This window comes from Uliginosibacterium sp. H1 (assembly GCF_036017065.1).
Taxonomy (GTDB): domain Bacteria; phylum Pseudomonadota; class Gammaproteobacteria; order Burkholderiales; family Rhodocyclaceae; genus Uliginosibacterium.
The window spans coordinates 1,130,792-1,154,346 of the sequence record NZ_JAYXHR010000001.1; the positions used below are offsets into that span (position 1 = coordinate 1,130,792).

23 protein-coding genes are annotated in these 23,555 nt (G+C 66.6%); 9 read left to right on the forward strand and 14 right to left on the reverse strand.

Translation table 11 applies throughout. The annotated features are described in order from the left end of the window. The 8 genes from VVD47_RS05190 to flgB form a co-directional block, all read right to left on the reverse strand. Positions 1 to 1,098: a flagellar basal body P-ring protein FlgI gene (locus tag VVD47_RS05190; RefSeq protein WP_327603189.1), complete on the reverse strand. Its 1,098-nt coding sequence runs from the start codon at positions 1,096 to 1,098 to the stop codon at positions 1 to 3. 33 nt (positions 1,099 to 1,131) lie between these two features. Then, complete coding sequence (locus tag VVD47_RS05195) at positions 1,132 to 1,812, reverse strand: flagellar basal body L-ring protein FlgH (protein ID WP_327603190.1); 681 nt, start codon at positions 1,810 to 1,812, stop codon at positions 1,132 to 1,134. A gap of 59 nt (positions 1,813 to 1,871) precedes the next feature. Further along, positions 1,872 to 2,654, reverse strand: a complete 783-nt coding sequence (gene flgG / locus VVD47_RS05200; RefSeq protein ID WP_327602332.1) for a flagellar basal-body rod protein FlgG — start codon at positions 2,652 to 2,654, stop codon at positions 1,872 to 1,874. 43 nt (positions 2,655 to 2,697) lie between these two features. Further along, positions 2,698 to 3,438: a flagellar basal-body rod protein FlgF gene (gene flgF / locus VVD47_RS05205; RefSeq protein ID WP_327602333.1), complete on the reverse strand. Its 741-nt coding sequence runs from the start codon at positions 3,436 to 3,438 to the stop codon at positions 2,698 to 2,700. A 137-nt stretch (positions 3,439 to 3,575) separates the two neighbouring features. Then, the gene (gene flgE, locus VVD47_RS05210; protein ID WP_327602334.1) at positions 3,576 to 4,808 is read right to left on the reverse strand and encodes a flagellar hook protein FlgE; all 1,233 of its coding nucleotides are present in this window, start codon (positions 4,806 to 4,808) and stop codon (positions 3,576 to 3,578) included. A 16-nt stretch (positions 4,809 to 4,824) separates the two neighbouring features. Further along, positions 4,825 to 5,496, reverse strand: coding sequence for a flagellar hook assembly protein FlgD (locus VVD47_RS05215; RefSeq protein WP_327602335.1), 672 nt, complete (start codon positions 5,494 to 5,496; stop codon positions 4,825 to 4,827). A gap of 20 nt (positions 5,497 to 5,516) precedes the next feature. Then, the gene (gene flgC, locus VVD47_RS05220; RefSeq protein WP_327602336.1) at positions 5,517 to 5,924 is read right to left on the reverse strand and encodes a flagellar basal body rod protein FlgC; all 408 of its coding nucleotides are present in this window, start codon (positions 5,922 to 5,924) and stop codon (positions 5,517 to 5,519) included. Between the two features lie 11 nt (positions 5,925 to 5,935). Then, complete coding sequence (gene flgB / locus VVD47_RS05225) at positions 5,936 to 6,343, reverse strand: flagellar basal body rod protein FlgB (RefSeq protein WP_443080960.1); 408 nt, start codon at positions 6,341 to 6,343, stop codon at positions 5,936 to 5,938. 312 nt (positions 6,344 to 6,655) lie between these two features. Here flgB and flgA point away from each other — a divergent pair, with 312 nt between their 5' ends. From flgA to VVD47_RS05240, 3 genes are all read left to right on the forward strand, one after another. Then, positions 6,656 to 7,363 (forward strand): flagellar basal body P-ring formation chaperone FlgA, encoded by a 708-nt coding sequence (flgA, locus tag VVD47_RS05230; protein WP_327602338.1) that lies wholly within the window; start codon positions 6,656 to 6,658, stop codon positions 7,361 to 7,363. A gap of 233 nt (positions 7,364 to 7,596) precedes the next feature. Further along, positions 7,597 to 7,893, forward strand: a complete 297-nt coding sequence (gene flgM / locus VVD47_RS05235) for a flagellar biosynthesis anti-sigma factor FlgM (protein ID WP_327602339.1) — start codon at positions 7,597 to 7,599, stop codon at positions 7,891 to 7,893. Further along, positions 7,890 to 8,366: a flagella synthesis protein FlgN gene (locus VVD47_RS05240; RefSeq protein ID WP_327602340.1), complete on the forward strand. Its 477-nt coding sequence runs from the start codon at positions 7,890 to 7,892 to the stop codon at positions 8,364 to 8,366. The genes flgM and VVD47_RS05240 overlap by 4 nt, the downstream gene beginning before the upstream one ends. A gap of 172 nt (positions 8,367 to 8,538) precedes the next feature. On the opposite strand, the gene motD is transcribed toward VVD47_RS05240, so the two are convergent. After that, positions 8,539 to 9,408: a flagellar motor protein MotD gene (motD, locus tag VVD47_RS05245; protein WP_327602341.1), complete on the reverse strand. Its 870-nt coding sequence runs from the start codon at positions 9,406 to 9,408 to the stop codon at positions 8,539 to 8,541. A gap of 262 nt (positions 9,409 to 9,670) precedes the next feature. On the opposite strand from motD, the gene VVD47_RS05250 reads away from it, so the two are divergent. The 4 genes from VVD47_RS05250 (at position 9,671) to VVD47_RS05265 (ending at position 14,093) form a co-directional block, all read left to right on the forward strand. Further along, entirely contained in the window at positions 9,671 to 10,930 is a 1,260-nt protein-coding gene (locus VVD47_RS05250) for a methyl-accepting chemotaxis protein (RefSeq protein ID WP_327602342.1), read from the forward strand. 248 nt (positions 10,931 to 11,178) lie between these two features. Beyond that, positions 11,179 to 11,571, forward strand: a complete 393-nt coding sequence (locus VVD47_RS05255; protein WP_327602343.1) for a DoxX family protein — start codon at positions 11,179 to 11,181, stop codon at positions 11,569 to 11,571. A gap of 152 nt (positions 11,572 to 11,723) precedes the next feature. Further along, positions 11,724 to 12,287, forward strand: a complete 564-nt coding sequence (locus VVD47_RS05260; protein ID WP_327602344.1) for an NADPH-dependent FMN reductase — start codon at positions 11,724 to 11,726, stop codon at positions 12,285 to 12,287. 123 nt (positions 12,288 to 12,410) lie between these two features. Then, positions 12,411 to 14,093, forward strand: coding sequence for an ArnT family glycosyltransferase (locus tag VVD47_RS05265; RefSeq protein WP_327602345.1), 1,683 nt, complete (start codon positions 12,411 to 12,413; stop codon positions 14,091 to 14,093). Positions 14,094 to 14,120: 27 nt separating this feature from the next. Here VVD47_RS05265 and VVD47_RS05270 read toward each other — a convergent pair whose 3' ends face one another. From VVD47_RS05270 to VVD47_RS05280, 3 genes are all read right to left on the reverse strand, one after another. Continuing rightward, the gene (locus tag VVD47_RS05270; RefSeq protein WP_327602346.1) at positions 14,121 to 14,699 is read right to left on the reverse strand and encodes a redoxin domain-containing protein; all 579 of its coding nucleotides are present in this window, start codon (positions 14,697 to 14,699) and stop codon (positions 14,121 to 14,123) included. A gap of 55 nt (positions 14,700 to 14,754) precedes the next feature. Then, on the reverse strand, positions 14,755 to 15,510 hold the full coding sequence (locus VVD47_RS05275) for a hypothetical protein (protein WP_327602347.1): 756 nt from the start codon (positions 15,508 to 15,510) through the stop codon (positions 14,755 to 14,757). Between the two features lie 138 nt (positions 15,511 to 15,648). Next, a complete protein-coding gene (locus VVD47_RS05280) occupies positions 15,649 to 16,329 on the reverse strand; it encodes a MarR family winged helix-turn-helix transcriptional regulator (RefSeq protein WP_327602348.1) in 681 nt (226 codons plus the stop codon). A gap of 203 nt (positions 16,330 to 16,532) precedes the next feature. On the opposite strand from VVD47_RS05280, the gene VVD47_RS05285 reads away from it, so the two are divergent. Beyond that, positions 16,533 to 18,161: a methyl-accepting chemotaxis protein gene (locus VVD47_RS05285; protein ID WP_327602349.1), complete on the forward strand. Its 1,629-nt coding sequence runs from the start codon at positions 16,533 to 16,535 to the stop codon at positions 18,159 to 18,161. Between the two features lie 94 nt (positions 18,162 to 18,255). Next, positions 18,256 to 20,190: a PAS domain S-box protein gene (locus VVD47_RS05290; protein ID WP_327602350.1), complete on the forward strand. Its 1,935-nt coding sequence runs from the start codon at positions 18,256 to 18,258 to the stop codon at positions 20,188 to 20,190. Between the two features lie 139 nt (positions 20,191 to 20,329). Here VVD47_RS05290 and VVD47_RS05295 read toward each other — a convergent pair whose 3' ends face one another. Together VVD47_RS05295 and bioA are read right to left on the reverse strand one after the other, a co-directional pair. Continuing rightward, on the reverse strand, positions 20,330 to 21,922 hold the full coding sequence (locus VVD47_RS05295) for a cellulase family glycosylhydrolase (protein ID WP_327602351.1): 1,593 nt from the start codon (positions 21,920 to 21,922) through the stop codon (positions 20,330 to 20,332). A gap of 287 nt (positions 21,923 to 22,209) precedes the next feature. Then, complete coding sequence (gene bioA / locus VVD47_RS05300; protein ID WP_327602352.1) at positions 22,210 to 23,547, reverse strand: adenosylmethionine--8-amino-7-oxononanoate transaminase; 1,338 nt, start codon at positions 23,545 to 23,547, stop codon at positions 22,210 to 22,212. Positions 23,548 to 23,555 lie beyond the last annotated feature (8 nt).

Genomic DNA, 23,555 nt, shown 5'->3' on the forward strand with positions numbered 1-23,555 from the left:
TCAGATCACTTCCAGATCCGCACGCAGCGCGCCGGCGCTCTTCATCGCCTGCAGGATGCTGATGAGATCCATCGGATTGGCACCGACCGCGTTCAGCGCCTTCACCACGTCGGCCAGGTTGGCACCGGCATTCACGCGGATCAGGGCGCCCGGGTCCTGGCGCACATCCACCTGGCCACGCTGGGTGACGGTGGTCTGGCCCTGTGCGAGCGCATTGGGCTGGCTGACGTTCTGCTCCACCCCCACCGACACCGCCAGGTTGCCGTGCGCCACGGCGCACTCCTGCAAGGTCACGGCCTGGTTCATCACCACCGAACCGGTACGCGAATTGATGATCACCTTGGCGGCCGCCTGCAGCGGCGTCAGCGTCAGCTGGTCGATGCGGCCGAGGAAGGACACGCGCTCCGGTGCGCCCATCGGCACCTTCACCTGGATGCGGCGACCGTCCAGCGCGTAGGCCGTGTTGTCGCCCATGTTGCGGTTGATCGCATCCATGACGCGCTGCGCATTGCTGAAATCGGTATCCGCCAGCTCGTAGGTCACGAAGCCCTGCTGGCCGATGTTGCTGTCGACGGCCCGCTCCACCGTGCCGCCGGCCGGGATGCGGCCTGCCGACAGGTGGTTGACGGTCACGCTGGCACCACCGCCCTGCCCGCCTGCGCCGCCCACCACCACGTTGCCCTGGGCGATCGCATACACCTGGCCGTCAGCGCCCTTCAGCGGCGTCATGATGAGCGTGCCACCGCGCAGGCTCTTGGCATTGGCCAGCGACGACACAGTCACGTCCAGCGGCTGGCCCGGCTGCGCAAACGCGGGCAACTGGGTGGTGACCATCACCGCCGCGATGTTTTTCAACTGGAGGTTGGTGCCCGGCGGCAGTTGCACGCCGAGATGCGACAGCATGTTGATCAGGCTCTGCGTGGTGAACGGCGCCTGGGAGGTCTGGTCACCGGTGCCGTCCAGACCGACCACCACGCCGTAACCGACCAGCTGGTTGTTGCGCACGCCGGCCAGCGTGGCCAGGTCCTTGATGCGTTCGGCCTGTGCGGCAGTGGTGGCAATGGCCAACACGGCCGCGAGGATCAGCCGGGGGAACATGGAGGTGATGGAGGCGAGCTGCATGATGCGTCCTCAGAACGGCAGGATGACGTTGAAGAAGCGCTGCATCCAGCCCATGCTCTGCGCCTCGTCGATGTAGCCGCTGCCCTTGTATTCGATGCGTGCGTCGGCGACCTGCACCGACTGCACGGTGTTCTGCGAGGTCACATTGGCCGGATTGATCACGCCGGAGAACCGGATGAACTCGTCGCCGGTGTTGATGGCGAGTTTCTTCTCGCCGGACACCAGCAGGTTGCCATTCGGATACACGTCGACGACGGTCGCGGCGATCGTGCCGTTGAAGGTGTTGTTGGCGCCCGCCGAGCCCTGCCCGGTGAAGCTGCTGTCCGTGCTGGCACCGACCGACAGCGGCGCCAGGAACTTGCCCGGCACGCCCTGCAGCGATGTGATGCCGGCCTCCACGCCCGAACCACGGGACGCGGCCGAGTTGGCGGCCTTGCTGGCGCTGGTGCGTTCCACCAGATTCACGATGATGGTGTCGCCGACGTAGCGCGCACGGCGGTCCTCGAACAGCGAACGGCCATTGGCGTTGTAGATGGAGCCCGCGGTCGGCGCCGATACGCGGGCCTCCGGCCGCACGCTCATCGGCTGATGGACACTCGTCGGCGGCGTGATCGCGCAGGCGCTCACGCCCAGCAGCACCACGGCACTGCCAAGATTGCGCGCCACACGTTGTGGCAAAGGTTGTCCCATAGGTTGCCCCATCGGTTCAATGCTGCTGCGCATGCCCCTGCTCCTTCTGCCGCCCGTGCTCAGACCTGCGACAGGCGCGCCAGCATCTGGTCGGCCGTCTGCACCACCCGCGAGTTGAACTCGTAGGCGCGCTGGGTCTGGATCAGCGCGACCAGCTCCTCGGCCACGTTCACGTTGGCGGTTTCCACATAGGTCTGGTTGAGCACGCCGGAACCGTTGAGGCCCGGCGTGGATTCGGTAGGCGGGCCACTCGACGCGGTTTCGAGGAACAGGTTCTGCCCGACGCTCTGCAGGCCGCCCGGGTTCACGAAGGTCGCGATCTGGATGCTGCCGATCTGCGAAGGATTCGGATTGCCCGGCTGCGTCACCGACACCACACCGTCGGTGGCGATGGTCACCGTCAGCGCATCGGCCGGTATCGTGATGGTCGGCTGCACCGGATAGCCGCTGGCGGTGACGATCTGGCCCTGGTCATCGCGCTGGAAGGAGCCGTCACGCGTGTAACCCGTCGTACCGTCCGGCAGCAGGATCTGGAAGTAGCCCTTGCCGTTGATCGCGACATCCAGCTCGCCGCCGGTGAGTTGCAGGTTGCCCTGGGTGTGGTTGCGCTCGGTCGACACCGGCTTCACGCCCGTTCCCAGTTGCAGGCCGGAGGGAATGCGCGTCGTCTCGGACGACTGCGCGCCGGGCTGGCGCATGGTCTGGTACAGCAGGTCCTCGAACACCGCGCGAGCGCGCTTGAAGCCGTTGGTGCTGACGTTGGCCAGGTTGTTCGAGATGACATCCAGCTGGGTCTGCTGGGCGTCGAGCCCGGTACGCGCCACCCACAATGCTCTCATCATGATGTACTGCTCCTTGCTGCCTGGTGCTCAGTGGGGGCCGTCATCAGGCCGCGGAAATGATCTGGGTGGCGGCGCGGTCGTTCTCCTGCGCCGTCGTCAGCATCTTGGTGTGCATGTCGAAATTGCGCGCCAACGAAATCATGGTGACCATCTGCTCCACGATGCTGACGTTGCTGCCTTCCAGGTAGCCCTGCGCCATGCTCACCGTCGGATCGGCCGGCGCCACCTGGTTGTCGGGAAGGCGGAACAGACCGTCGTCGCCACGCTGCAGTTGGTCCAGCGGCGGGTTCACCAGCTTGAAGCGGCCCACCTGTTCGGCGGTGTTGCGCAAGCCGGAATCCGGCGTGGCGGTGATGCTGCCGTCGGGGCCGACGACCAGGCTGTTCTCGGGCGGAATCGTGATCGGACCACCGTCGCCGAGCACCACCGAACCGTCACGGGTGCGCAGCTGTCCCGTCGCATCGAGCGTGAAACTGCCGTCGCGCGTGTAGGCCTCCTGGCCATCCGGTGTGCGTACCGCGAACCAGCCCTGGCCCTGGATGGCCATGTCGAGCGGATTGCCGGTGGGCATCATCGGGCCTGCCTTGAAATCGCTGGCCACGCTCGCATCCACCACGAAGGCACGCGAAGGCAGTGCCTGCGTCTGCACCGGCACGGCGCGCAGCTTGTGCAGCTCGGCGCGGAAGCCGGTGGTCGACACGTTCGCCAGGTTGTGGGCGACGGCGGCCTGCTGGCCCATCGTCGCCTTGGCGCCGGTCATCGCGGTATAGATCAGACGGTCCATGATTTGTCTCGGTGAGGCAATGGCATGAAGCTACTTTGCACCAGCCGCGGTCTTCGCCAGTGCGAAAACAGGGCGGGGAAACTTGCTCATATCCAGCGGGCTGAAAACCATGATCCGTCAGGCCTCGGTCACGCCGCTCAGCGCAGGTTCACCAGCGTCTGCATCAACTGGTCCTGGGTGCGGACCGACTGGGCATTCGCCTGGTAGTTGCGTTGCGCGGTGATCATGTTCACCAGCTCGGCCGTGAGATCCACGTTGGACTCCTCCACCGAGCCCGCCGCCAGCAATCCGAGACTGCCACTGCCCGGCGCACCGATCAGCGGTTGCCCGGACGCAGGCGACTCCGCCCAGAAGTTGCCGCCCAGCGAGATCAGGCCATTGGGGCTCGCGAAGTTGGCCAGCACGACCTGGCCGAGGTTGCGTGCCTGACCGTTGCTGTAGCGGCCCTGGATGGTGCCGTCTTCGGACACGGTGATGCCGGACAGGCGGCCGGATGCGTAGCCGTCCTGGATCTGGCGGTTCACACCGAAGGCGCTGCCGTACTGGGTGCTGCCGTTGAAGTTCAGCTCGATGCCGGCTGCGCCCCCGATCGGCGAAGCAGCGCCGGTGGTGACGGCCAGGCCGGTGATGTTCATCGGCATCGCGGTGGTGAGCTGGCCGGCGGTGTTGAAGCTCAGCGTCGGCGAGGCGCCGACCAGGCTGGTAGCACCACCGTCAAGCTGGGAGTGCATGTCCCATTGACCCGCGCCCACCTTGCGGAAGTACATCGTCATGATGTGCGAGTTGCCGAGGCTGTCGTACAGCGTGAGCGAGGTCGAGGAGTTGTAGGTCGTGGCGTCGGCCGGATCGAACGGCAGGGTCGGCGCCGTCATGCGCGAATCCAGGTTCAGGCCCATGCGCACGTCCGAGCTTTCCTGCGGCAGCAGGTCGGCGGTGTCGATGGTGATGTCGGTCGGCGAGGCCGGCAGGATGTTGCCCTGCGCGTCGGCCGGGTAACCGGTCAGGCGGTAGCCCTGCGCATTGACGATGAAACCGTTCTTGTCCAGGTCGAACTGGCCGTTGCGGGTGTAGGCCACCGTACCGCCGTTGTTCATGCGGTAGAAGCCGTTGCCGTTGATGGCCACGTCCAGCGGGTTGTTGGTGGGGGTGATGTTGCCTTGCGAGAACATCTGGGCCACCGCGCCGATGGAGGTACCGATACCGACCTGGACGCCGGCAGCCGCACCGTTCAGTGCTGCCGCATACACATCCGAGAACTGAGTACCGGACTGCTTGAAACCGACGTTGCTGGCGTTCGACACGTTGTTGCTGATGACGTCGAGTGCCTTGGATGCCGCGTTCAGACCGGAAAGACCCTGTTGGAATGCCATGTTGCTCGCTCCTGAATCAGATAATCATGCGGATGTCGGACAGGCCGATACGGCCCAGCTTGCCCACATCCAGTTGCACAGTGTCGCCGTCGGCCACTACGTTGGTCACCGTCGTCATCTGCAAGGTTTTGGCCGTCACCTTCTCGCCTTTCAGCGTGGCATTGACCGAAATCGTGTAAGTGCCATCGACGGCTTGCGAACCATCGAAGGTCTTGCCGTCCCACACCACGGCGTGAGAACCGGCATCCAGGTCCTTCAAGTCCAGGCTGGCCACTTCGAGACCGTTCTTGTCCTTGATGCTGACGACCACGCTGTCGGCCTCACCACTGAGCTGGATACCGCCGATCGCCATCTTCTCGGCCAGCACCATGTCCTTGCCGTCCAGCATCACCTGGCGGCCCACCAGCGCGGCGGCCTGCAGGGTTTCGCTGGACTTCATGTTGCCCATCATCGAGCCCAGCGTGCTGTTGAGGCGCTCGATGCCATCCACGGTGGAGATCTGCGCGAGCTGCGACGTCGTCTGCGCGTTGTCCATCGGGTTCATCGGGTCCTGGTTCTGCAGCTGCGTGGTCAGCAGCTTGAGGAAGCGCGACTGCGTATCCAGGTCTGCCTTCTCGTTGAGCGCCTTGCTGCGGCTCAGCGAGTTGAGGATGTCCTGCGAACTGGTGGCGCTGTTGACGGTACTCATGGTGGTTCTCCGGGGACTGCTCAGCCTTGGCCGATCGTGAGCGTGCGCTGCATCAGCACACGGGCGGTGTTCATCATCTCGACGTTGGTCTGGTAGGAGCGGGAGGCGGAAATCATGTTCACCATCTCCTCCACCACGTCGACGTTGGGCATCTCCACGTAGCCTTCTTCATTGGCTGCCGGGTTGCTCGGGTCGTAGGTCAGGCGCATCGGCGCCGCGCTTTCCACGACCTGCTGCACGCGCACGCCTTGGGATTGCGGGCCGCCCATCTGCACGGTCTCGAACACCACCTGCTTGGCGCGGTACGGCGTGCCGTCTGCGCTGGTGATGCTGTCGGCATTGGCCATGTTGCTGGCCGTGGTGTTCAGGCGTACCGACTGGGCGTTGAGCGCCGAGCCGGCAATCTGGAAGACGCTGAGCATGCTCATGGCGGCGCCCCTTACTGACCTTGCACCGCCTGCTGCATGGTGCGCAGCAGGCCGTTGATGAAGGTGACGCTGGCTTCGTAGTGCAGTGCGTTCTCGGCGAAGGCGGCGCGCTCGGTGTCCAGATGCACGGTGTTGCCGTCGACGGACGACTGTTGTTCGTTGCGGTACAGGGTGTAGGCCGGCAGCATGCCGTCGCCGCGACCTTCCAGATGGCGGCTCTTGGTGGTCGACAGCGCCAGCGGGCCACCCATGCGGCCGGACACCGCACCGCTGAGCGCGGCCTTGAAGTCCATGTCGCGGGCCTTGTAGTGCGGCGTGTCGGCGTTGGCGATATTGGAGGCCAGAACTTCCTGGCGCTGGGCGCGCAGGTTCAGCGAGTTCTGGTGGAAGCGCATGTTGGCGTCGGTCTGGATGTTCATCTCGTGCTCTCCGTCGGTGTGGCTGCGCGGTTCCATGCTGGTCTGCTCCGGTGGCGGCACCCCTGTGCTCGCTCGGCATCCCTATCGCAGCTTCCGTGCCAGCATCCTAAGCACCTGATTTACCGGGCAAGACGGTAAAAAGACGGCAAAACACCGGGCAAACCGGCAGGGCCGACGAGTGGCGGCCGGCAAGCTTTGCCGCCCTGCCGGCAGCGGCGGCAAACCCGCCTGCGCACAGCCTCCGGAATAGCCGCGATTCGCCGGGCGTACTCGCGCTTTTGATCAGGCGCATCACGTGCTTACATCGCTGCCATGAAGCCCGCTGCCCTCCTGAAACACCTGCCCGGCCTCCTGCTCTGCCTGTCCGTCCTGGTTGGCGCCAGCCCGGCCAGCGCCGCCCCGCAGGACCCTGCAGCCATCCGCGTGGCGGTGGAGGGTTTCCTGCGATCGCAGACAGCCGGGCAGCCCGGCAAGCTCAGCATTTCCGTCAGCACGCCGGCGGCCAGTGCCAGCCGCCCGGCCTGCCAGCAGCTGGAACCCTGGCTGCCGCGTGGTCAGCAGCTCCGCGGGGCGCTGAGCGTGGGGGTGCGCTGCGCGGCGGGTGCCAACTGGTCGCTGTTCGTTGCGGCAGAAGTGAAGTTCAACGGGGACTGGGTGGTGCTGAGCCGGCCGGTTTCGGCCGGGCAGAGCCTCACGGAGGAAGACCTCACCTTGAGCAGCGGCGAACTGTCGGCCCAGCCCGAGGATGTGATCCTGGACCCGAGCCACGCCCTGGGTCACCGCATGCGTCAGGCCCTGCCTGCGGGTGCGACGCTACGTGCCGCCAATCTGCGGCGGGAGGCCGCCGTCCAGGCGGGCCAGACCGTCAGGCTGACCACCCGGGGCAATGGCTTCTCGGTCAGTAACGAAGGTCGCGCCATGAACAATGCCGAACGCGGGCAGAACGTCCGTGTACGTCTGGCAAATGGCCGCATCGTGAGTGGTATCGCGCAGGAAACAGGCGTCGTGGAGGTGCCCTGAGCGCCCACCGGCGCGTCCCAGACCCTTGGGCAGGCTTCACGGACCGCCCGTCAAAACCCCTCAAGCCCTTACTCATCAGGCCGTTAAGAGGCATGTGAGCAACTGCTGCATCGCCGGAAAAGAGGTTAAAGTTCCGTGCGTTTGTGCCGTTAAGCTCGCCAAGGCATCCGGACAAACCCGCACACCCGCGAGAAGATCCGGAGCACTTGTTCCTTGAGTAGAAGGGAAACGCCGTGAAAATCGATAACACACTCAAACCGGTCAGCACGTCTGGCAGCGACAACAAGTCGCGTGTCGGCCGTGAAGCGCCCGCCGAAACGACGAGCAGCGAGTCCAAGGTCGAGCTGTCGTCCCGTCTGGCCCAACTCGACTCCGTGCTGAACAACAGCCCGGTGGTCGACAGCGGCAAGGTGGAAGAGATCAAGCAAGCCATCACCGAGGGCCGCTTCAAGGTCAATCCGGAGAAGGTGGCCGATGGCCTGATCGACAGCGTGCGCCAGATGCTGGCTGCGCAACCACGTACCGCGTGACCGTCAACGACCGCGCCATTCTTCGCCAGCGCCTCATAGCCCTGCTCGACGCGGAGCGCGTGCAGGTGGAGGCGTTCGTCACCTTGCTGGAAGAAGAACGCACGGTCCTTGGCCAACGCGAAGTGGAGCCGCTGTTCGGCATTGCCGAACGCAAGACTGCGTTGGCCCGCACCCTGCAGCAGTTCGCCGACAACCGCGCGGCCCTGCTGGCCCAGGCCGGGCAACAATCCAGCCGCGAGGGCATCGAAGCCCTGCTGGCCAATGCCGCCCATCCTTCCTGGCAGGCCTATCTTGCCCAGGTGAAGCTGGCGCGCGACCTGAATGCCGACAACGGCATCCGCATCACCGAACAGCTGTCGAGCAACCACCAGGCGCTCGCCATGCTGATGTCGCTGTCCGACCGCCCCACCACCTACGGCCCCGACGGCCAGACCTCGACCCGCCCCGGCTCACGCCTGTTCGGCAGCGTCTAACGCGCGCCTCCCCCGCGCAATAGCGCCTCGGGGCTTCTGCGGAACGCCTTGCCATAGACCTGCCCCGTCCGTCCGCGCGACATCGTCGGCCGGGATCTGCAGGAATTGCCTGGGGAAACTCCTCTGTAAAGATCCCGGCGGCCACTCTCGCAGCGGCGCACCGGAACTCCGTTCACTGCCCGCCTATCGGTCGCGCGCCTACTGGCGGTTCGATCTGTACGCCTTCCGGCGTCCCCAGGGCGCCGTCGACGCTGCGTGTCGTCATAGGCGTGGACGGGGTGCTGGCCGGCTCTTCCGCCAGCATCGACTCGACGAGGATGGTCACCCGCCGGTTGCGGGCACGGCCGTCCGCCGTGCCGTTGTCGGCGATCGGACGCTGGTCGCCATAACCCGCCGCGGTCAGCCGCGCGGGGTTCACGCCGCTGTCCACGAACAGGCGCACCACCGACGAGGCACGCACTGCCGAGAGCTCCCAGTTGGAGGGGAACAGGGCATTGCTGATCGGCAGGTTGTCGGTGTGGCCTTCGATGACGATCGGGAACTCTCCGGCAGCCACCACCTCGGCCACCGCCCGCAGCGCGCGTACCGCATCCGGCCCCAGCAAGGCTTCGGCGGGGCGGAACAGCACGCTGGCGTTGATTTCCACCGAGATGCCGCGTGCGCCTTCGCTGACCCGCACCTGTCCACCGCTCACCAAGGGCGCCAGCACGCGGCGGATCTCTTCGGCCATGCTGCGCATGCGCTGCCGGTGCTTCTCCCGGCGGGCCTCTTCCTCCGGATTGGGCGGCGGCTTCGCGACCACCACGGGTACCGGCGAACCAGCGTCGCGCGGCGGCGACACCACGGTTGCGCCCTCGACGTTCACCGTGCTGCGGAAGGCCTGCACCAGCGAATCGGACAGCACGCGGTACTTACCTTCGTTGACCGAACTGATGGCATACATCACGACAAAAAATGCGAACAGCAGGGTGATGAAGTCGGCGTACGAGACCAGCCAGCGCTCGTGATTCTCGTGCTCTTCCTCATGCTGGCGACGCGCCATCGGATGCTCCGCGAAGATTGCAGACAGAGGGGTGTCGTACCCCGGCGGTAAACCTTGTTTACGGCGAATGCCCCGGCACCTGAACACTCGCAAGGCGGGCGACCGGGCAGCACGCCGCCACACTCAAGAACAGCGCCCCCGCTGCCGATAGCAAGCAGGACGGAAACGAAGGGTCCGCAACACTCTTCGGAAGATTGTCACCTCCCGACAGCGCCACGCAAAGCTCCACGCACAGTCCCCGTTTCAGCAAGGATCTTTCACCATGTTCTCTCGCGTCTTCAGCAGCATGCGCAACCAGCTTCTGTTCGTCTGCGGGGTCGGTACGCTGTGCGTGCTGGCCGCCTCGATCGCAGGCCTCCAGATGCAGTGGTCGGCGGTGCAGGCGCTGGCTGCCGAGCTCAGCAAGACACAAGGCAATGCCGCGACCGCGGAAATCCTGGCCTCGGCCAACACGGCCATCTGGACGACCCTCAGCCTGATGGGCACGGCCTGCCTGGTGGCACTGGGCCTGTTCCTGTGGCTGCTCAACAACCGGCTTGTGCGCAGCACCCGCGCGCTGGCCGACGATCTCCGGCGCCTGGCCGCGGGCGATTTCAGCCAGGCGGTCCACCCGCAGCAGACGGTGGAACTGGGCCAGGTTGCCGATTCGGCTGAAACCATCCGCAAGGATCTCGGCGCATTGATCGGACAGATCCGCGAAGGTGCGGTGACCCTCAAGCAAGGGGTGGATGCGGTGGCCGACGACGTGGCCAAGGTGTCCGACTCGTCGTTCGAGCAATCTGAGGCAGCCTCGTCCACCGCCGTGTCGATGGAGGAAGTATCGCAGGCGATGCAGACCATCACCGAGAACGCCGACAACGCCAACCGGCTGTCGCACGACAGCCTGGAACAGTCGCGCGGCGTGCGCAGCAAGCTGGAAGACGTCAAGCGCGTGGTGGACGAAGCCGCGCTGGTGATCCAGCGCGTCGCCGCCGCCTCGCAGGAATCGGTCACCAGCATGCAGCGCATCAGCAACATGACCCGCCAGGTGCGGGAGATCGCCGACCAGACCAACTTGCTGGCCCTGAATGCCGCCATCGAAGCCGCCCGCGCTGGCGAGGCCGGCCGTGGCTTTGCCGTGGTGGCCGATGAAGTGCGCAAGCTGGCGGAGAAATCGGGCCAGTCGGCGACCGAGATCGATGGCATCACCGCCACCCTGAACGCCCAGGCAGTGGATCTGGAGAGCGCGGTGGCACATGGCCTGTCGACCATCCAGGACAGCAGCGCCGGCATGGACAACACGGTGGCTGCGCTGAGCAGCGCCAACGACGCCGTGGCCCGCGCCACCGACGAGCTGGACCAGATTGCCACCGCCGTACGCGAGCAGAACCGCTCCAACGGGGAGATCGCCCGCAACATCGAGCGCATCGCCCGCATGGTCGAGAACAACAACGACACGGTGACCAGCATGAGCCTGTCGGCCGAGAAGCTCCACGCGTTCGCCACGCGCATGAACAGCACGGTGACGACCTTCCGGCTGTAGCCGCACGTCATGAACGGATCCATGAACGAAGCACGATGAACGCATGTGACAGGCCGGGGCAACCCGGCCTTTTGCATGGTGGGCAGGATGATATTGGCCCGCCCGCTTTGCCTGGACCCGGGCTTGTGCCAGAGTCCGTCCTCGAACGGCCCGGCATCGCAAGACAAGTGCATGCCCGGCCGAGCGATCCGCTCCGTCGTCAGGCGTAAGGCGGAACCCCGCATGCCTCACCCACACAAAGGAACCCCATGAGAACAGAAGACTTCGGCAAGCTCGTGCTGCGCCTCACCATCGGCATCCTCATGCTGCTGCACGGCATCGGCAAACTCGGCGGCAGCATCGGCTTCATCGAAGCGGCGCTGGTCAAGGCCGGCCTGCCGGGCTTCATTGCCTACGGGGTGTATATCGGAGAGATCCTCGCGCCCGTCCTGCTGATCGTCGGCTACTGGACGCGCCCCGCCGCCCTGATCGTGGTCGTCAACATGGTGTTCGCCATCGTACTGATGCACATGAACGAGCTTCTCTCGCTCACCGGCAAAGGCGCCTGGGCGCTGGAGCTGCAGGGCCTGTTCCTCTTCGGCGCGCTGGCCGTCGCCCTGCTCGGCGCGGGCCGCATCAGCCTGGGTGGCCGCTTCAACTGAGGCCTGCCCTGTTCGCCCCCGGAACGGCTCGCGGTCTGCGGGCCGTTCTTGTTTGCGGGTATCGGTGAAGCGCCAGCCTGATCTAGCATAGGGCCGAACCCTGCCGTCCTTTCCGCGACCTTCCGCCCTCTCCTCCCGCATGGAGCATGACCATGAGCCAGCCCCTTCTCATCCTCGGCATCGCCGGCAGCCTGCGCCGCCAGTCACTCAACCTCGGCCTGCTGCAGGCCGCCCAGGAACTGGCCCCGGCCAGCGTGCGCATCGAGATCGCCACGCTGCACGACATCCCACCCTACAACGCCGATGACGACGGCAAAAGCCACGCCGGCGTCGACGCCTTCAAGCAGCGCATCCTCGCCGCCGACGCGGTGCTGTTCGCGACGCCGGAGTACAACCATTCGATCCCCGGCGTCCTGAAGAACGCCATCGACCACGCCTCCCGCCCTTCCGGCGCAAACGCGTGGGCGGGCAAGCCGGCGGCCGTGATGGGCGCATCGCCCGGCCAGTTCGGCACGGCACGCTCGCAGTACGAATTGCGCAAGGTGCTGGCCGCCGTCGGCATGCTGGTGATGAGTGCACCCGAAGTGATGGTGACGCTGGCACAGGGCAAGTTCGACGAACAAGGGGCGCTCACCGACGAGAAGACCCGCGCCCATGTCGGCAAGACGGTGCAGGCACTGGCGGACTGGACGCTGCGCCTGCGCGGAGGCGCCTGAAGTCACCTCGCGACGGGGCGGGACGGGGACCCGCCCATTGCATCCGCTTACACACCGCTACGGCGTCCGCCAGCAGCACGGCTACAATCGCCCATCTTTGCCCGTCAGCCCCCAGCGCCGCCCATGTCCCCACCGATGGAGTTCATCGACACCCCACGCAACCGCAGCATCGAGTTGCCCCTGTGGTTCCTGGTCGCGCTGACGCTCGCCTACGCCCTGCCGGGCAACGTGGGCCATGCGCCGTGGCGGGGTGACGACGCGCTTCACATCGGCATCGCCTTCGAGATGCTGCACGACGGGCACTGGCTGGTGCCCACCGTGGCGGGCTTGCCGTGGAACGACAGTCCGCCGTTGCTGCACTGGCTGGGGGCGATTACCGGCGCCCTGCTCGGCTGGCTGCTGCCGCTGGCCGACGCCATCCGCCTGGGCACCGTGCTGGCGGTCGTCGGCGCATTGTGGTTGTTGCGCGAGACCGCCCGCCTGCTGTTCGACGACACCGTCGGCACCGCGGCGCTGTTGCTGGGCATCGGCTCGATCGGCCTTGTCGTGCATGCTCACGAAGCCCAGCCGATGATGCTGCTGATGGCCAGCCAGGCCGCCAACCTGTACGGCCTGGCGCTGATGCCGCGCGATGCGAAGCGCGGTGGCCTGATCGCCGGCGCTGCCGCCGGTGCCGCCTTCCTCACCAACGGCCTGCATGGCCTGCTGCTGACCTTGCCGCTGTGGGTGTTGCTGGCGCTGGGCTGCCGCGAATGCCGCCAGGGTGCGCTGCGTGGCGGCCTGCTCCGCGGCCTCGGCCTGGCGCTGCTGCTGTCGGTGCTGTGGCCGATCGCGCTGGCGATCTGGGCGCCCGCCCACCTCACCGACTGGTGGCGCCAGGAACTGGCGGAAAGCCTGCCGCACGCCGGCCACCTGGCCCGACTGCGTGCGACCAGCGAACAGATCGGCTGGTTCACCTGGCCGCTGTGGCCTGTCGCCGTGTATGCGCTATGGCGTCGCCGCCATGCGCTGCGCAACTATCCGCACGCCTTGCTGCTGTCCGGCCTGGTGCTGTCGCTGCTGGTAGTGGTCACCACCGGGACGCTGCGCCCGGCCAACGCGCTGCCGCTGCTGCCGGCCTTCATCGTGCTGGCCGCCAGCGAGGTGACGCGTCTGCGCCGTGGTGCTGCCAACCTGTTCGACTGGTTCGGCATCATGACCTTCTGCGCGCTGGGCATCTTCGTATGGCTGGCCTGGAGCGCCAGCCAGTTCGGCTGGCCGGCGCCGCTGGCACGCAACGTCCTGCGCCTGGCGCCCGACTTCGTGCCGAGCTGGTCCTGGCTGCTGCTCATCCTCGCCCTGGGGCTGTCCATCGCCTGGATCGTGGCCCTGGTGCGAATGCCCTACTTCCCGTTGCGCGGCGCCTTGCGCTGGGCGCTGGGCGTCACCCTGCTGTGGGGCCTGGCCGCCACGCTGTGGCTGCCCTGGATCGATCACACCAAGAGCTACGAGACGATCTCCAACCAGATGGCGCGCCACGTGTTGCAGTACGTTCCGCCCGGCACCTGCATCGCCAGCCGCGGCGCGGGCGACAGCCAACGTGCGGCCTTCTACTTCCATGAGCAGTTGCGGCTGGACCCTTCCGCCACGGCAGCCGCCAGTTGCCCGCTGATGATCACCTTCGCCAGTGGCCGTAGCGACGAACCCGCCGCCGGCGCCGACTGGCTGGTGGTGTGGACCCATCAACGGGGCCGCGGCCGGCAGGCCGACAGCATCACGCTGTGGCGACGCGCGCCGGTGGTCGCGGTGGCCGCCGCCACGCCCTGAGCGACGGGCGCCGGCCACGCTGACGGCTCAGGGCTCGCAGCCGCCCTCGACGCTGCAGGCCCCGGCGACGGCGTCCTCGTCTGTCGCGTTGTCTGCCACATGCGCCCGGTCCGCGCTGACCTCCGTGTCCGCTGCTGCCTCCTGCACCAGTTGCGCAATCTGCGCGCCCAGCAGCAGGTCACTCACCTGACCGAAGTGCTGGTGCCGCAGCCGGCCCCGGGTGTCGATCAGCGTCAGCGTCGGCGTGCCGCGCATGGCGTAGGCACGCATGGTCTGCGGCACCGCCTCGCCGTCGCCCGCCTTGTCGACACCGACCGGAAAGTCGATGCGGTACTCGTACAGGAAGGCTTCCAGCGAAGTCGGCGTCATCGCCGCGTGATGCTCGAAGACGGTGTGCAGGCCGATGACCGCCACCTGGTCACGCGGGAAGGTGGCGCGCACGCGCTGGGCCTGCGGCAGGCCGTGCGCCACGCAGCCGGGGCACAGCATCTGGAAGGACTCCAGCACGACCACCTTGCCACGCAGGTCTTCGAGGCTGAGCGACCGGGTCGTGTTGAACCATTGCCTCACCTGCCAGGGCGGCGCCGGTCTGTAGGCTTCACTCATGATGTTCTCCTTGCGGTGATGGCGGGCAGCGTTGCGGCCACCCGCCATGCACGCCTCACTGGTTGGGCTTGCCGGGCAGGCTGAGGTCGCCCGACGCCACCTTGAACACATCCACCACGCAGAGCAGCGGTGCATGCACGCTGGCATTGACGCGCAGGCCTGCGGTCACGCCGTCGAACTTCGCCGCCGCAGCAACGCCAGCGTCATCGAAGGGCACGCGCACTTCCACCGTCTCGCCCTTGAAGGTCGGGTCCCAGCCCGGGCTGTCGAGCAGGATCGGGAAGCCCGGCCAGGTCCTGGGCAGGCGCGGCTTCGCACCTTCCGGAATGTCGACCACGCCCAGCGCGCCCGGCCCGCAGGCTTCGTTCGGCTTCAGTACCACCCAGTGGCTGTGCCACAGGTCGCCGTCGTTGTCGAGCTTGCCGTCGCCGTTCTCGTCGTACAGCGGCGTGTCGTCGAAGTCCGGGTGCGAGGTCAGCGCCATCGCCAGGATGCCGGCGCCGCGCTCGAAACCCACTTCGTAGGGATCAATGGTGGTCGGCCACACGTAGGAGAAGACGTTGCTGCCCGCCAGCTTGCCGGTCTTGGCCGGACGCGTCTTGCCCGCCTTGCCGGACACGGCCATGTGGAAGATGACGACGTTCTTGTCGGTGCTCACCTTGGCGTGGACGATGTCGAAGTCGGCTTTCACGGCCTTGTCCGGCTTGGCCTGGATGCCTCCCGCGTGCCTGGCGGCATCGTGGGCACCCGCGGTGGCGCTGCCCAGGGCAAGCGCGGCGGCGGCAAGGATTGCCATGGCTTTCTGTTTCATAATCGCTACTCCTCTAACTTGCTTTCGTGGTGGGTCGGGGGAAACCGGGCGGCGCCCGATTGCAGTCGGTGCGCCGCCCACTCTTTCCGCATTCGCGGAGCCTTGCATCCTCCCGAAGGGAGGAATCCTTCAGTCCATTCAGGGCGTCGCCTTCTGCGGCCCTCCTGCTGGCGCTCGCAGATCCGCCATGCGCCGGAAGCGCATCACGCTTTCCTGCACCGCTCCCGGTTCCGCCGGCGATTGCTCGCCGCAGTCGACCCGCAACTCCGGGTCACCAAAGGCCTTGCCAATGAAGCCGCAGAAGTGCGGCTTGCCGGCCTCGCCTCCTGCATTGGCCTGGAAGTGACGACAGCCCAGGCAGGTCCGCGGCCCGTTCGCCAAGCCCTGCTGCTGGGCTTCGTACACCAGCAACTGCGTGACCCTCAGCAAGGCGCCCAAATCCTGCTCGCCCAGGCCGCTCATCAAGCCGACCAGGCCACGGCCGGGGTCGTTGAGGCGGCGCGCCACGCTGCGGCCCTTGCGGGTCAAGGCCAGCCGCACGGCACGACCGTCGTCCGGGTCCGGCTGGCGGCTGATCCAGGCCTGGGCCTCCAGTGCCTTCAGCGAATCACTGAGGCTCGCCGCCGACACACCCAGCCGCTCCGCCACCTGCCCGGCCCGCAGCGTGGCGCCGGCGCCATCGAGCATGCGCAGCACCGCGCTCTGGGTGGGCGGCAGGGACGGCGTGCCATCCTGTTTCCAGGACTGCGCCCGCACCAGCGCGGCGAGTTGGTCGAGCCCGCTGGCAGCCTGCTGTCGTTGGAAGTCGTTCGTAGCCATGCGCGAATACTAGGAGTCCTAACTAATTTGGACAAGCTATGGCAATGATTGGCGCTGATCGCCTTCGTTGGCGTAGGCGTCGATCTGCGGCTACGGAGAAATACCAGCGGCCCGGTATGTTCAAACTCCGCATGGCAGAACCCTTCATTCCGCACCGCGCAATCCGTTGTTCGCAAGACGGACAATCGCAACGGAGCGCTGCAATGAAGAACTGGCCGGTGGGTCGGAAACTGGGGGTGGGCTTCGGCGTCGCCGTCCTGCTGATGCTGGGCATGGCGGCGCTGGCCGTGTATGAACTGAGCATGGTGCACCGGCTCAGCGATCAGGTGATCCAGGACCGCTACCCCAAGGTCGCCCTCGTCGAGGACGCCAAGCAGAACATCGGCGAGATCGTCGAACACGTGACGGCCGCCGTACTCACCGCCGACAAGCAGGAAGCGGAAGCCCGCATCGCCAACGTCGAGAAGCTGCGCCAGCACAACGACGGCATCTTCAAGCAGCTGGAGCAGACGCTGGTCGCAGCCGACGCGCGTGCGCAGCTCGACCAGGCCACAGCGCAACGTGGCGAACTGGGCAAGATGTACCCGACGCTTTACGCCCTCATCCGCGCCGACCAGAGGCCGGAAGCCCTCGCCTACTTCGGCAGCACTTGGCAGCCCCGCAGCGACGCGCTGTCCACCAGGCTGGCGGAACTGGGTGGCGTAGTGGAAGACCAGATGACCGCGGCAGGCCAGGAAAGCGCCACTCTCTATGCGCAGGCCCGTTGGCAACTGGGCATCGGCGCGCTGGTGCTGCTCGTGCTCACCTCCTCCTGCGCCATATGGCTGACCCAGCTGATCCGCAGCCCGCTGCTACGGGCCAAGGAGATCGCCACGCGCATCGCCGACGGCGACCTGACTGCCAGCTGGGACGGCGTGCCGGTCCACGGCGACGAAATCGGCCAGACCCTGGGCGCGATGCGCGACATGCAGGCGAACCTCACCCAACTGCTACGCGACGTGTCCGACAAGGCGACCCGCGTATCCGGCTCGGCGGAAATACTCGCCACCGCTTCGCTGCAGGTCGCGCAGAGTTCGCAGGCACAGAGCGAGTCGGCCAGCGCCTCCGCCGCGGCGGTCGAACAGCTCACCGTCAGCGTCGACCAGCTCACCGCCAATGCCACCGAGGCCAGCGACAAGGCCGTGCAGGCAGGCCAGCATGCGAGCAGTGGCGAGCAGGTCGTGAACGACGCCTCACGCGCCAGCCGCGAGATCGAAACCAAGGTGGACGAAGCCTCGGAGGAAATCCGTGTGCTGTCGGAAAACGTCCGCCAGATCGGCGCCATCACCGTGATGATCCGCGAGGTGGCCGACCAGACCAACCTGCTGGCCCTGAACGCCGCCATCGAAGCCGCGCGCGCCGGCGAGCAGGGCCGGGGCTTCGCCGTCGTGGCCGACGAAGTACGCAAGCTGGCGGAACGCACCACCGTGTCGGCGCACGAGATCAGCAGCATGGTCGACACCATCCAGCAAGGCGCCACCCGCGTGGTCGACGCCATGCAGCGCAACCGCGAGGTCGTGGGCCAGGTGGTGACGGCCGCCGAAACCGCCACCGAGGCGATGACCCACATCCGCAGCAGTGCCGACGGCGTGCGCAACGCGGTGATCGACATCCGCGGCACCCTGCAGGAACAGCGCGGCGCCAGCACCCAGGTGGCACGCGAGATCGAAGCCATCGCGCAGATGGCCGACGAGAACAGCGCGGCGGCCGACTCCGTGTCGTCGACCGTGCAAGGCCTGAAGAATGTCGCGCAGGAACTCTCTCAGACAGTAGGGAAATTCCGCTTGGCGTAAGCGCACCAAAAAGCGGAACAATGGTCACAATGCAACGGACGGCCACCGCGGCCGCCTTCCTGTGACCATTGCCGGTCCGGCCTGAGGATTCATCATGCTCATCGCCCCCCCGACACACAACGAGGCGCAGCGCCTTGCGTTGCTGCGATCGCTGGACATCCTGGATTCCGATCCGGAGCCGGCGTTCGATGCACTGACGCGCATGACGGCGCAGATGCTGGATGTGCCCATCGCCCTCATATCCCTGGTGGACGAGAACCGCCAGTGGTTCAAGTCCCGCGTCGGCCTCGACGACACCGAGACGCCGCGCTCCATCTCCTTCTGCGCACACGCCATCCACGGCACGGATACCTTTGTCATTCCGGACGCCACCCGCGACGATCGCTTCGCCGACAACCCCGCCGTCACCGGCGGGCCGAACGTGCGGGCCTATGCCGGCGTGCCGCTGCTGAGCGCGGACGGCCTGGCGCTGGGCACGCTGTGCGCGGTGGACGACAAACCGCGCGAGTTCAGCGAGTCCGAACTCAAGCTGTTGCGTGATTTCGCGGAGATCGCCCAGCGCGAGCTGCTACACCGCGAAGCCGCGGTGCAGGCGCGTGGCGTGGCGGAAGAGAACGAGCGCGTCGTCAGCGACAACGAAGCGCTCTATAACGCCAGCTTCGAACACGCGGCCATCGGCATCGGCATCGTCGGGCTGGACGGACGCTGGATGCGCATCAACCCGAAGCTGGTGGAGATCCTCGGGCGTCGCGCGGACGAGCTGGCGCAGCTGAGCTTCCAGCAGATCACCCACCCGGACGATCTCGACATCGACCTCGGCTACGTGAAGCAACTGCTGGAAGGCAAGCGCGACAACTACTCGCTGGAGAAACGCTATCTCCGCCCCGACGGCAGCATCGTGTGGGCGAACTTGACGGTCACTCTGGTGCGCGAGGACGACAAGCCGCATCACTACATCGCCGTCATCGAGGACATCAGCGCGCGCAAGACGGCCGAGGCCGACCTGCACGCCCTGCACCAGCAACTCGAACAGCGCGTGAAGGACCGCACCGCCGAGCTGCAGGAAGCGAACGATGTGCTCATCGACGCCATCCACCAGCGCGAACGTTCCGAATCCCTGCTCGCCCTGCGCGAGGCCGAGCTACGCGCGGTGCTGGAGAACGCGCAGGACGCCTACATCGGCATCGACGAGAAAGGCCAGATCATCGAGTGGAACCGGCAGGCCGAGCGCACTTTCGGCTGGACACGTGCCGACGCCCTCAACCAGCGCATCGACACCACCCTGGTGCCGACCGAGCACCGCGAGGCGCATCTCAGGGACATGGCGGAGCATGCGCGTAGCGGTGACGCCAGGGTATTGGGCAAGCGCCTGGAACTGCCGGTCCAGTGCCGCGACGGCCGCGTGATCCCGTGCGAAGTCACCATCACCGCCCTGCCCCCGACTGCAAAGGGGCGCAGCTACGCAGCCTTCTTGCACGACATCTCCGAACGCAAGGAGGCCGAGCGCAAGCTCGCCAGTCTCGCCGTCACCGACACCCTTACCAGCCTGCCCAACCGCCGCGGATTCGAAGCCCAGTTCAAGGCCGCGCTGGCGCGCGCGCGACGCCGCCAGCAGCCGCTGGCCCTGCTGTTCCTCGACATCGACCGCTTCAAGTCGATCAACGACACGCACGGCCACGGCGTGGGCGATGCGGTGCTGAAGGAATTCGCCCACCGGCTGCGTGCCAGCCTGCGCGAGACCGACACCATCGCGCGACTGGCCGGCGACGAGTTCGTGGTGATCATCGAAGGCCTGACCGAAGCCGGCAGCACGCAGGCGGAGCAGGTGGCGCAGAAGATCATCGCCACCGTGAACCAGGAGATGCTGCTGGAAGGCATCGTGCTGAAGATCGGCACCAGCATCGGCTTCGCCCTGTCCGACGGACGCGCGACGCCGGACCAGGTGCTGCATCGCGCGGACCAGGCGCTGTACCAGTCCAAGGCCAAGGGCCGCAACACCTACTCCGGTCTGGCGACCATCGAAGGCTGAAACGCGCGGCCGCTTCGGCCTGCTGGCCGGTGAGGCAAGTGCCGCAATGTCCGCTGATGCGACCACCGGAGTCTGCCTCCCATGAAAACGGCCTCCGGGCGGGTTGCGCCGGGAGGCCGTCCTCGGGGCCGGTCAGGGATCAGCGATTGGCGCAGAAGCCGATCGAAGTATCCACGGCACCAGCCGCCAGCGTGCCGTTCCAGTTCATGCCGGTGAGGCTGACGACGTTTCCAGCCTGCGACCAGTTGGCATTCCACATCTGCGACACCTTGCCCTGCACCGCCAGCGCGGCGCGCCAGGTAAGGCGTACGCTGCTGCTGTTCACCAGCCGCACGGTGGCGCAGTAGCCGGCGCCCCAGTCGTTGTTGATGCTGTAGCTGGCCGTCACGCTGCCGCCTGCCCCGCTGCTGCCGGAGCCGGAAGAGCTGGAAGAGGAACTCGACGACGATGAACTCGACGAGCTCGACGAACTCGACGAGGAGGAGCTGGACGACGAGCTCGAACTCGACGACGAACTGCTGGACGACGAGCTGGAACTGGAGCTCGAAGACGAGCTCGACGAGGAACTGGAGGAGGAAGACGACGAGGAGGACGAGCTGGACGAGCCCGTCGAAGCATTCACCACCATCAGCCGCTTCAGCAGCGCGAGCTTGTCGCTGCGCACCGTCTTCCAGTCATCCTGCAGCACACCGCCGGTGTCGCCGCTGTTCGGGTTCCACGACCAGTAGAAGTAGTTGGTGATGCGTTTCTCGATCAGGTAGTCCACCAGCTTGTCCTGCCAGGCCTTGTCCCTGGCGTGGCCTTGGCCGTACTTGCCACCGAACTCACCAATGACGACGGCGTAGTTCAGCGCGGCGGCGAAGCCGAAGTGCGCATCCCAGATCGCCGGCATGTTGTTGGGGAAGTTGCCGTCGTTGAAGTACGGCTGCACGTACACGTCCGGGCCATACACGTGCGGTGCCAGCACCAGGCGGTTGCGCGGGATCGACAGCGGGAAGCACTTGATCGGCCTGATGTTGCCGCCCCACCAGTAGGCGCGGTGATCGGAGCAAGCGTCGTTGGCGCTGATGCCTTCGACGAAGATCAGCCAGTCCGGCGCCACACCCAGCACCGCGGCAGACGCGCGCTCCGCCGCCTTGTTCCAGTCGGTGGCCGGGTTGCTGTTGCCCCAGGTCGCCGGGCCGTGCGGCTCGTTCTTGATGTCCAGGCCGATCACGTTCGGCACGCTCTTGTAGCGGGCCGCCACGAACTTCAGGTCGGCCAGCCAGTCGGCCTCGCTGTAGCTGCCGGTGTACCAGAGCTCGGAGATCGCATTGCAGTCCGGCCGGTGATGGTCCAGCAGCACATACAGGCCCTGCGCGGACAGGTAGTTCACCACCTTGTCCAGCAGTTGCAACGAGTTGAGTCCGGCGAGGTCCGGGTTGGCGCCGTAGTTGATGCTGTTGGTCGCCACGCCGCGCAGGGTGCCGGGGCAGAACGGCAGGCGCACGGCGTTGAAGCCACTGGCCTTCATCTGCGCGATGGTGTCTTTCCAGTTGACCGCCCACAGGCCGTGCGGCGTGTAGTTGGTGGTCTCGAAGCCGAACCAGTTCACGCCGTTGAGGCGGATCTCCTTGCCCTGTGCGTCCAGCAAGCGGCCGGATTCATTGACCGAGTAAGCCTGGGCTGCAGCGGGAGCGAGCGTCAGCGCAAGCGCGCAGGCGATCGCCCGGAAGCGGGAAAGCTTGAACATGCAGAAGTCTCCGTGAGGGATGCGAGGGGAACGCGTCGGACGATTGCAACGGCCCTTGCCGGGGCCGCGGCATCGCAGGGCGACGACAGGCCGCACTGCCGTGTGCGCCGGTGTCGCTGTTGTTCTTGTGACGGAGATCTTCGCCGCAGCGGCGGCGGCGGGTCATGGCGGGGCTGACGAACGCGCCGATGCAGCGGCGGAAGGGCGGGACCGTCACGGAGCCGCGGAACTCAGGACATCTACATGTCGGCCTTGGGCGACATGTATGTCAGCGAGAGCCGTCTGCCTCAGCCCCGCAGTGTGTCGTCGAGTGCCGCCAGCGTGGCCGCGGCAAGGTGCGCCACGGCCGCATCGTCCAGCACGTACGGCGGCATCCAGTACACCGTGTTGCCGATGGGACGCAGCAGCAGGCCCTGCTCCATCGCCGACTGGAAGTAGTTGCGCGCGAAGCCGGGCGGCGCATCCATGACGTCGAACGCCAGGATCATCCCGCGCTGGCGCAGATGCTGTACGCGAGGATGGGCGGCGATGGGCTGCGCGGCAGCCAGCAGTTTTTCCGCAAGCGACTGGTTGGCGGCAACCACGTCGCCCTGCTCGAACAGTTCCAGCGTCGCCAGCGCCGCCGTGCAGGCCAGCGGATTTCCGGTGTAGGAATGCGAGTGCAGGAAGCCGCGCGCCACTTCGTCGTCGTAGAACGCGTCGTAGATCGCGTCGCTCGTCAGCACCAGCGACAGCGGCAGGTAGCCACCGGAGATGCCTTTCGACAGGCACAGGAAGTCCGGCCAGATGCCGGCCTGCTCGCAGGCGAAGAAGCTACCCGTGCGGCCGCAGCCCACCGCGATCTCGTCGGCAACCAGATGCACACCGTAGCGGTCGCACAGCGCGCGGGCCCGGCGCAGGTACTCGGGGTCGTGCATCGCCATGCCGGTGGCGCATTGCACCAGCGGCTCGACGATGAAGGCGGCCATCTCGTGATGGCGCTCTGCCAGCACCTGTTCCAGCGCCGCTGCCGCACGCAGGGCGACATCGCGGGCGCTCTCGCCCTGCATGGCATGGCGTGCGTCCGGGCTGGGCACCGTGTCGGCGAAGCGCACCAGCGGTGCATAGGCCTCACGGAAAAGCGCGATATCGGTGACCGCCAGCGCGCCCACCGTCTCACCGTGATAACTCCCTTCCAGGCACAGGAAGCGCGTCTTCTGCGGCTGCCCGCTGTTGCGCCAGAAATGCACGCTCATCTTCAGCGCGATCTCGGTGGCCGAGGCGCCGTCCGACGCGTAGAAAGCGTGGCCGAGCGCGTGACCAGTCAGCGCGGTCAGCTTCTCGGAAAGCTGCACCACCGGCTCATGGGTGAAGCCGGCGAGCATCACGTGCTCCAGCCTGCCCAGTTGCTCGACGATGCGCGCGTTGATGTGCGGATGGCAGTGGCCAAAGAGGTTCACCCACCATGAACTCACGCCATCCAGGTAGCGACGGCCCTGATCGTCGATCAGCCAGGGGCCTTCGCCGCGCACGATGGGCACCAGTGGCAGGCGCTCATGAGTCTTCATCTGCGTGCAGGGGTGCCACACGCTGGCCAGGGAGCGTTGCAGGAGGGACGGGGAGGAACGGGGATGGGGGCTGCTCATGGCCGCAA

Excerpts from the sequence above, each read along its gene's own strand:
- VVD47_RS05190 (WP_327603189.1), bottom strand. The coding sequence starts at position 1,098 with ATGTTCCCCCGGCTGATCCTCGCGGCCGTGTTGGCCATTGCCACCACT.
- VVD47_RS05195 (WP_327603190.1), bottom strand. The coding sequence starts at position 1,812 with ATGGGACAACCTTTGCCACAACGTGTGGCGCGCAATCTTGGCAGTGCC.
- flgG (WP_327602332.1), bottom strand. The coding sequence starts at position 2,654 with ATGATGAGAGCATTGTGGGTGGCGCGTACCGGGCTCGACGCCCAGCAG.
- flgF (WP_327602333.1), bottom strand. The coding sequence starts at position 3,438 with ATGGACCGTCTGATCTATACCGCGATGACCGGCGCCAAGGCGACGATG.
- flgE (WP_327602334.1), bottom strand. The coding sequence starts at position 4,808 with ATGGCATTCCAACAGGGTCTTTCCGGTCTGAACGCGGCATCCAAGGCA.
- VVD47_RS05215 (WP_327602335.1), bottom strand. The coding sequence starts at position 5,496 with ATGAGTACCGTCAACAGCGCCACCAGTTCGCAGGACATCCTCAACTCG.
- flgC (WP_327602336.1), bottom strand. The coding sequence starts at position 5,924 with ATGAGCATGCTCAGCGTCTTCCAGATTGCCGGCTCGGCGCTCAACGCC.
- flgB (WP_443080960.1), bottom strand. The coding sequence starts at position 6,343 with ATGAACATCCAGACCGACGCCAACATGCGCTTCCACCAGAACTCGCTG.
- flgA (WP_327602338.1), top strand. The coding sequence starts at position 6,656 with ATGAAGCCCGCTGCCCTCCTGAAACACCTGCCCGGCCTCCTGCTCTGC.
- motD (WP_327602341.1), bottom strand. The coding sequence starts at position 9,408 with ATGGCGCGTCGCCAGCATGAGGAAGAGCACGAGAATCACGAGCGCTGG.
- VVD47_RS05250 (WP_327602342.1), top strand. The coding sequence starts at position 9,671 with ATGTTCTCTCGCGTCTTCAGCAGCATGCGCAACCAGCTTCTGTTCGTC.
- VVD47_RS05255 (WP_327602343.1), top strand. The coding sequence starts at position 11,179 with ATGAGAACAGAAGACTTCGGCAAGCTCGTGCTGCGCCTCACCATCGGC.
- VVD47_RS05260 (WP_327602344.1), top strand. The coding sequence starts at position 11,724 with ATGAGCCAGCCCCTTCTCATCCTCGGCATCGCCGGCAGCCTGCGCCGC.
- VVD47_RS05265 (WP_327602345.1), top strand. The coding sequence starts at position 12,411 with ATGTCCCCACCGATGGAGTTCATCGACACCCCACGCAACCGCAGCATC.
- VVD47_RS05270 (WP_327602346.1), bottom strand. The coding sequence starts at position 14,699 with ATGAGTGAAGCCTACAGACCGGCGCCGCCCTGGCAGGTGAGGCAATGG.
- VVD47_RS05275 (WP_327602347.1), bottom strand. The coding sequence starts at position 15,510 with ATGAAACAGAAAGCCATGGCAATCCTTGCCGCCGCCGCGCTTGCCCTG.
- VVD47_RS05280 (WP_327602348.1), bottom strand. The coding sequence starts at position 16,329 with ATGGCTACGAACGACTTCCAACGACAGCAGGCTGCCAGCGGGCTCGAC.
- VVD47_RS05285 (WP_327602349.1), top strand. The coding sequence starts at position 16,533 with ATGAAGAACTGGCCGGTGGGTCGGAAACTGGGGGTGGGCTTCGGCGTC.
- VVD47_RS05290 (WP_327602350.1), top strand. The coding sequence starts at position 18,256 with ATGCTCATCGCCCCCCCGACACACAACGAGGCGCAGCGCCTTGCGTTG.
- VVD47_RS05295 (WP_327602351.1), bottom strand. The coding sequence starts at position 21,922 with ATGTTCAAGCTTTCCCGCTTCCGGGCGATCGCCTGCGCGCTTGCGCTG.
- bioA (WP_327602352.1), bottom strand. The coding sequence starts at position 23,547 with ATGAGCAGCCCCCATCCCCGTTCCTCCCCGTCCCTCCTGCAACGCTCC.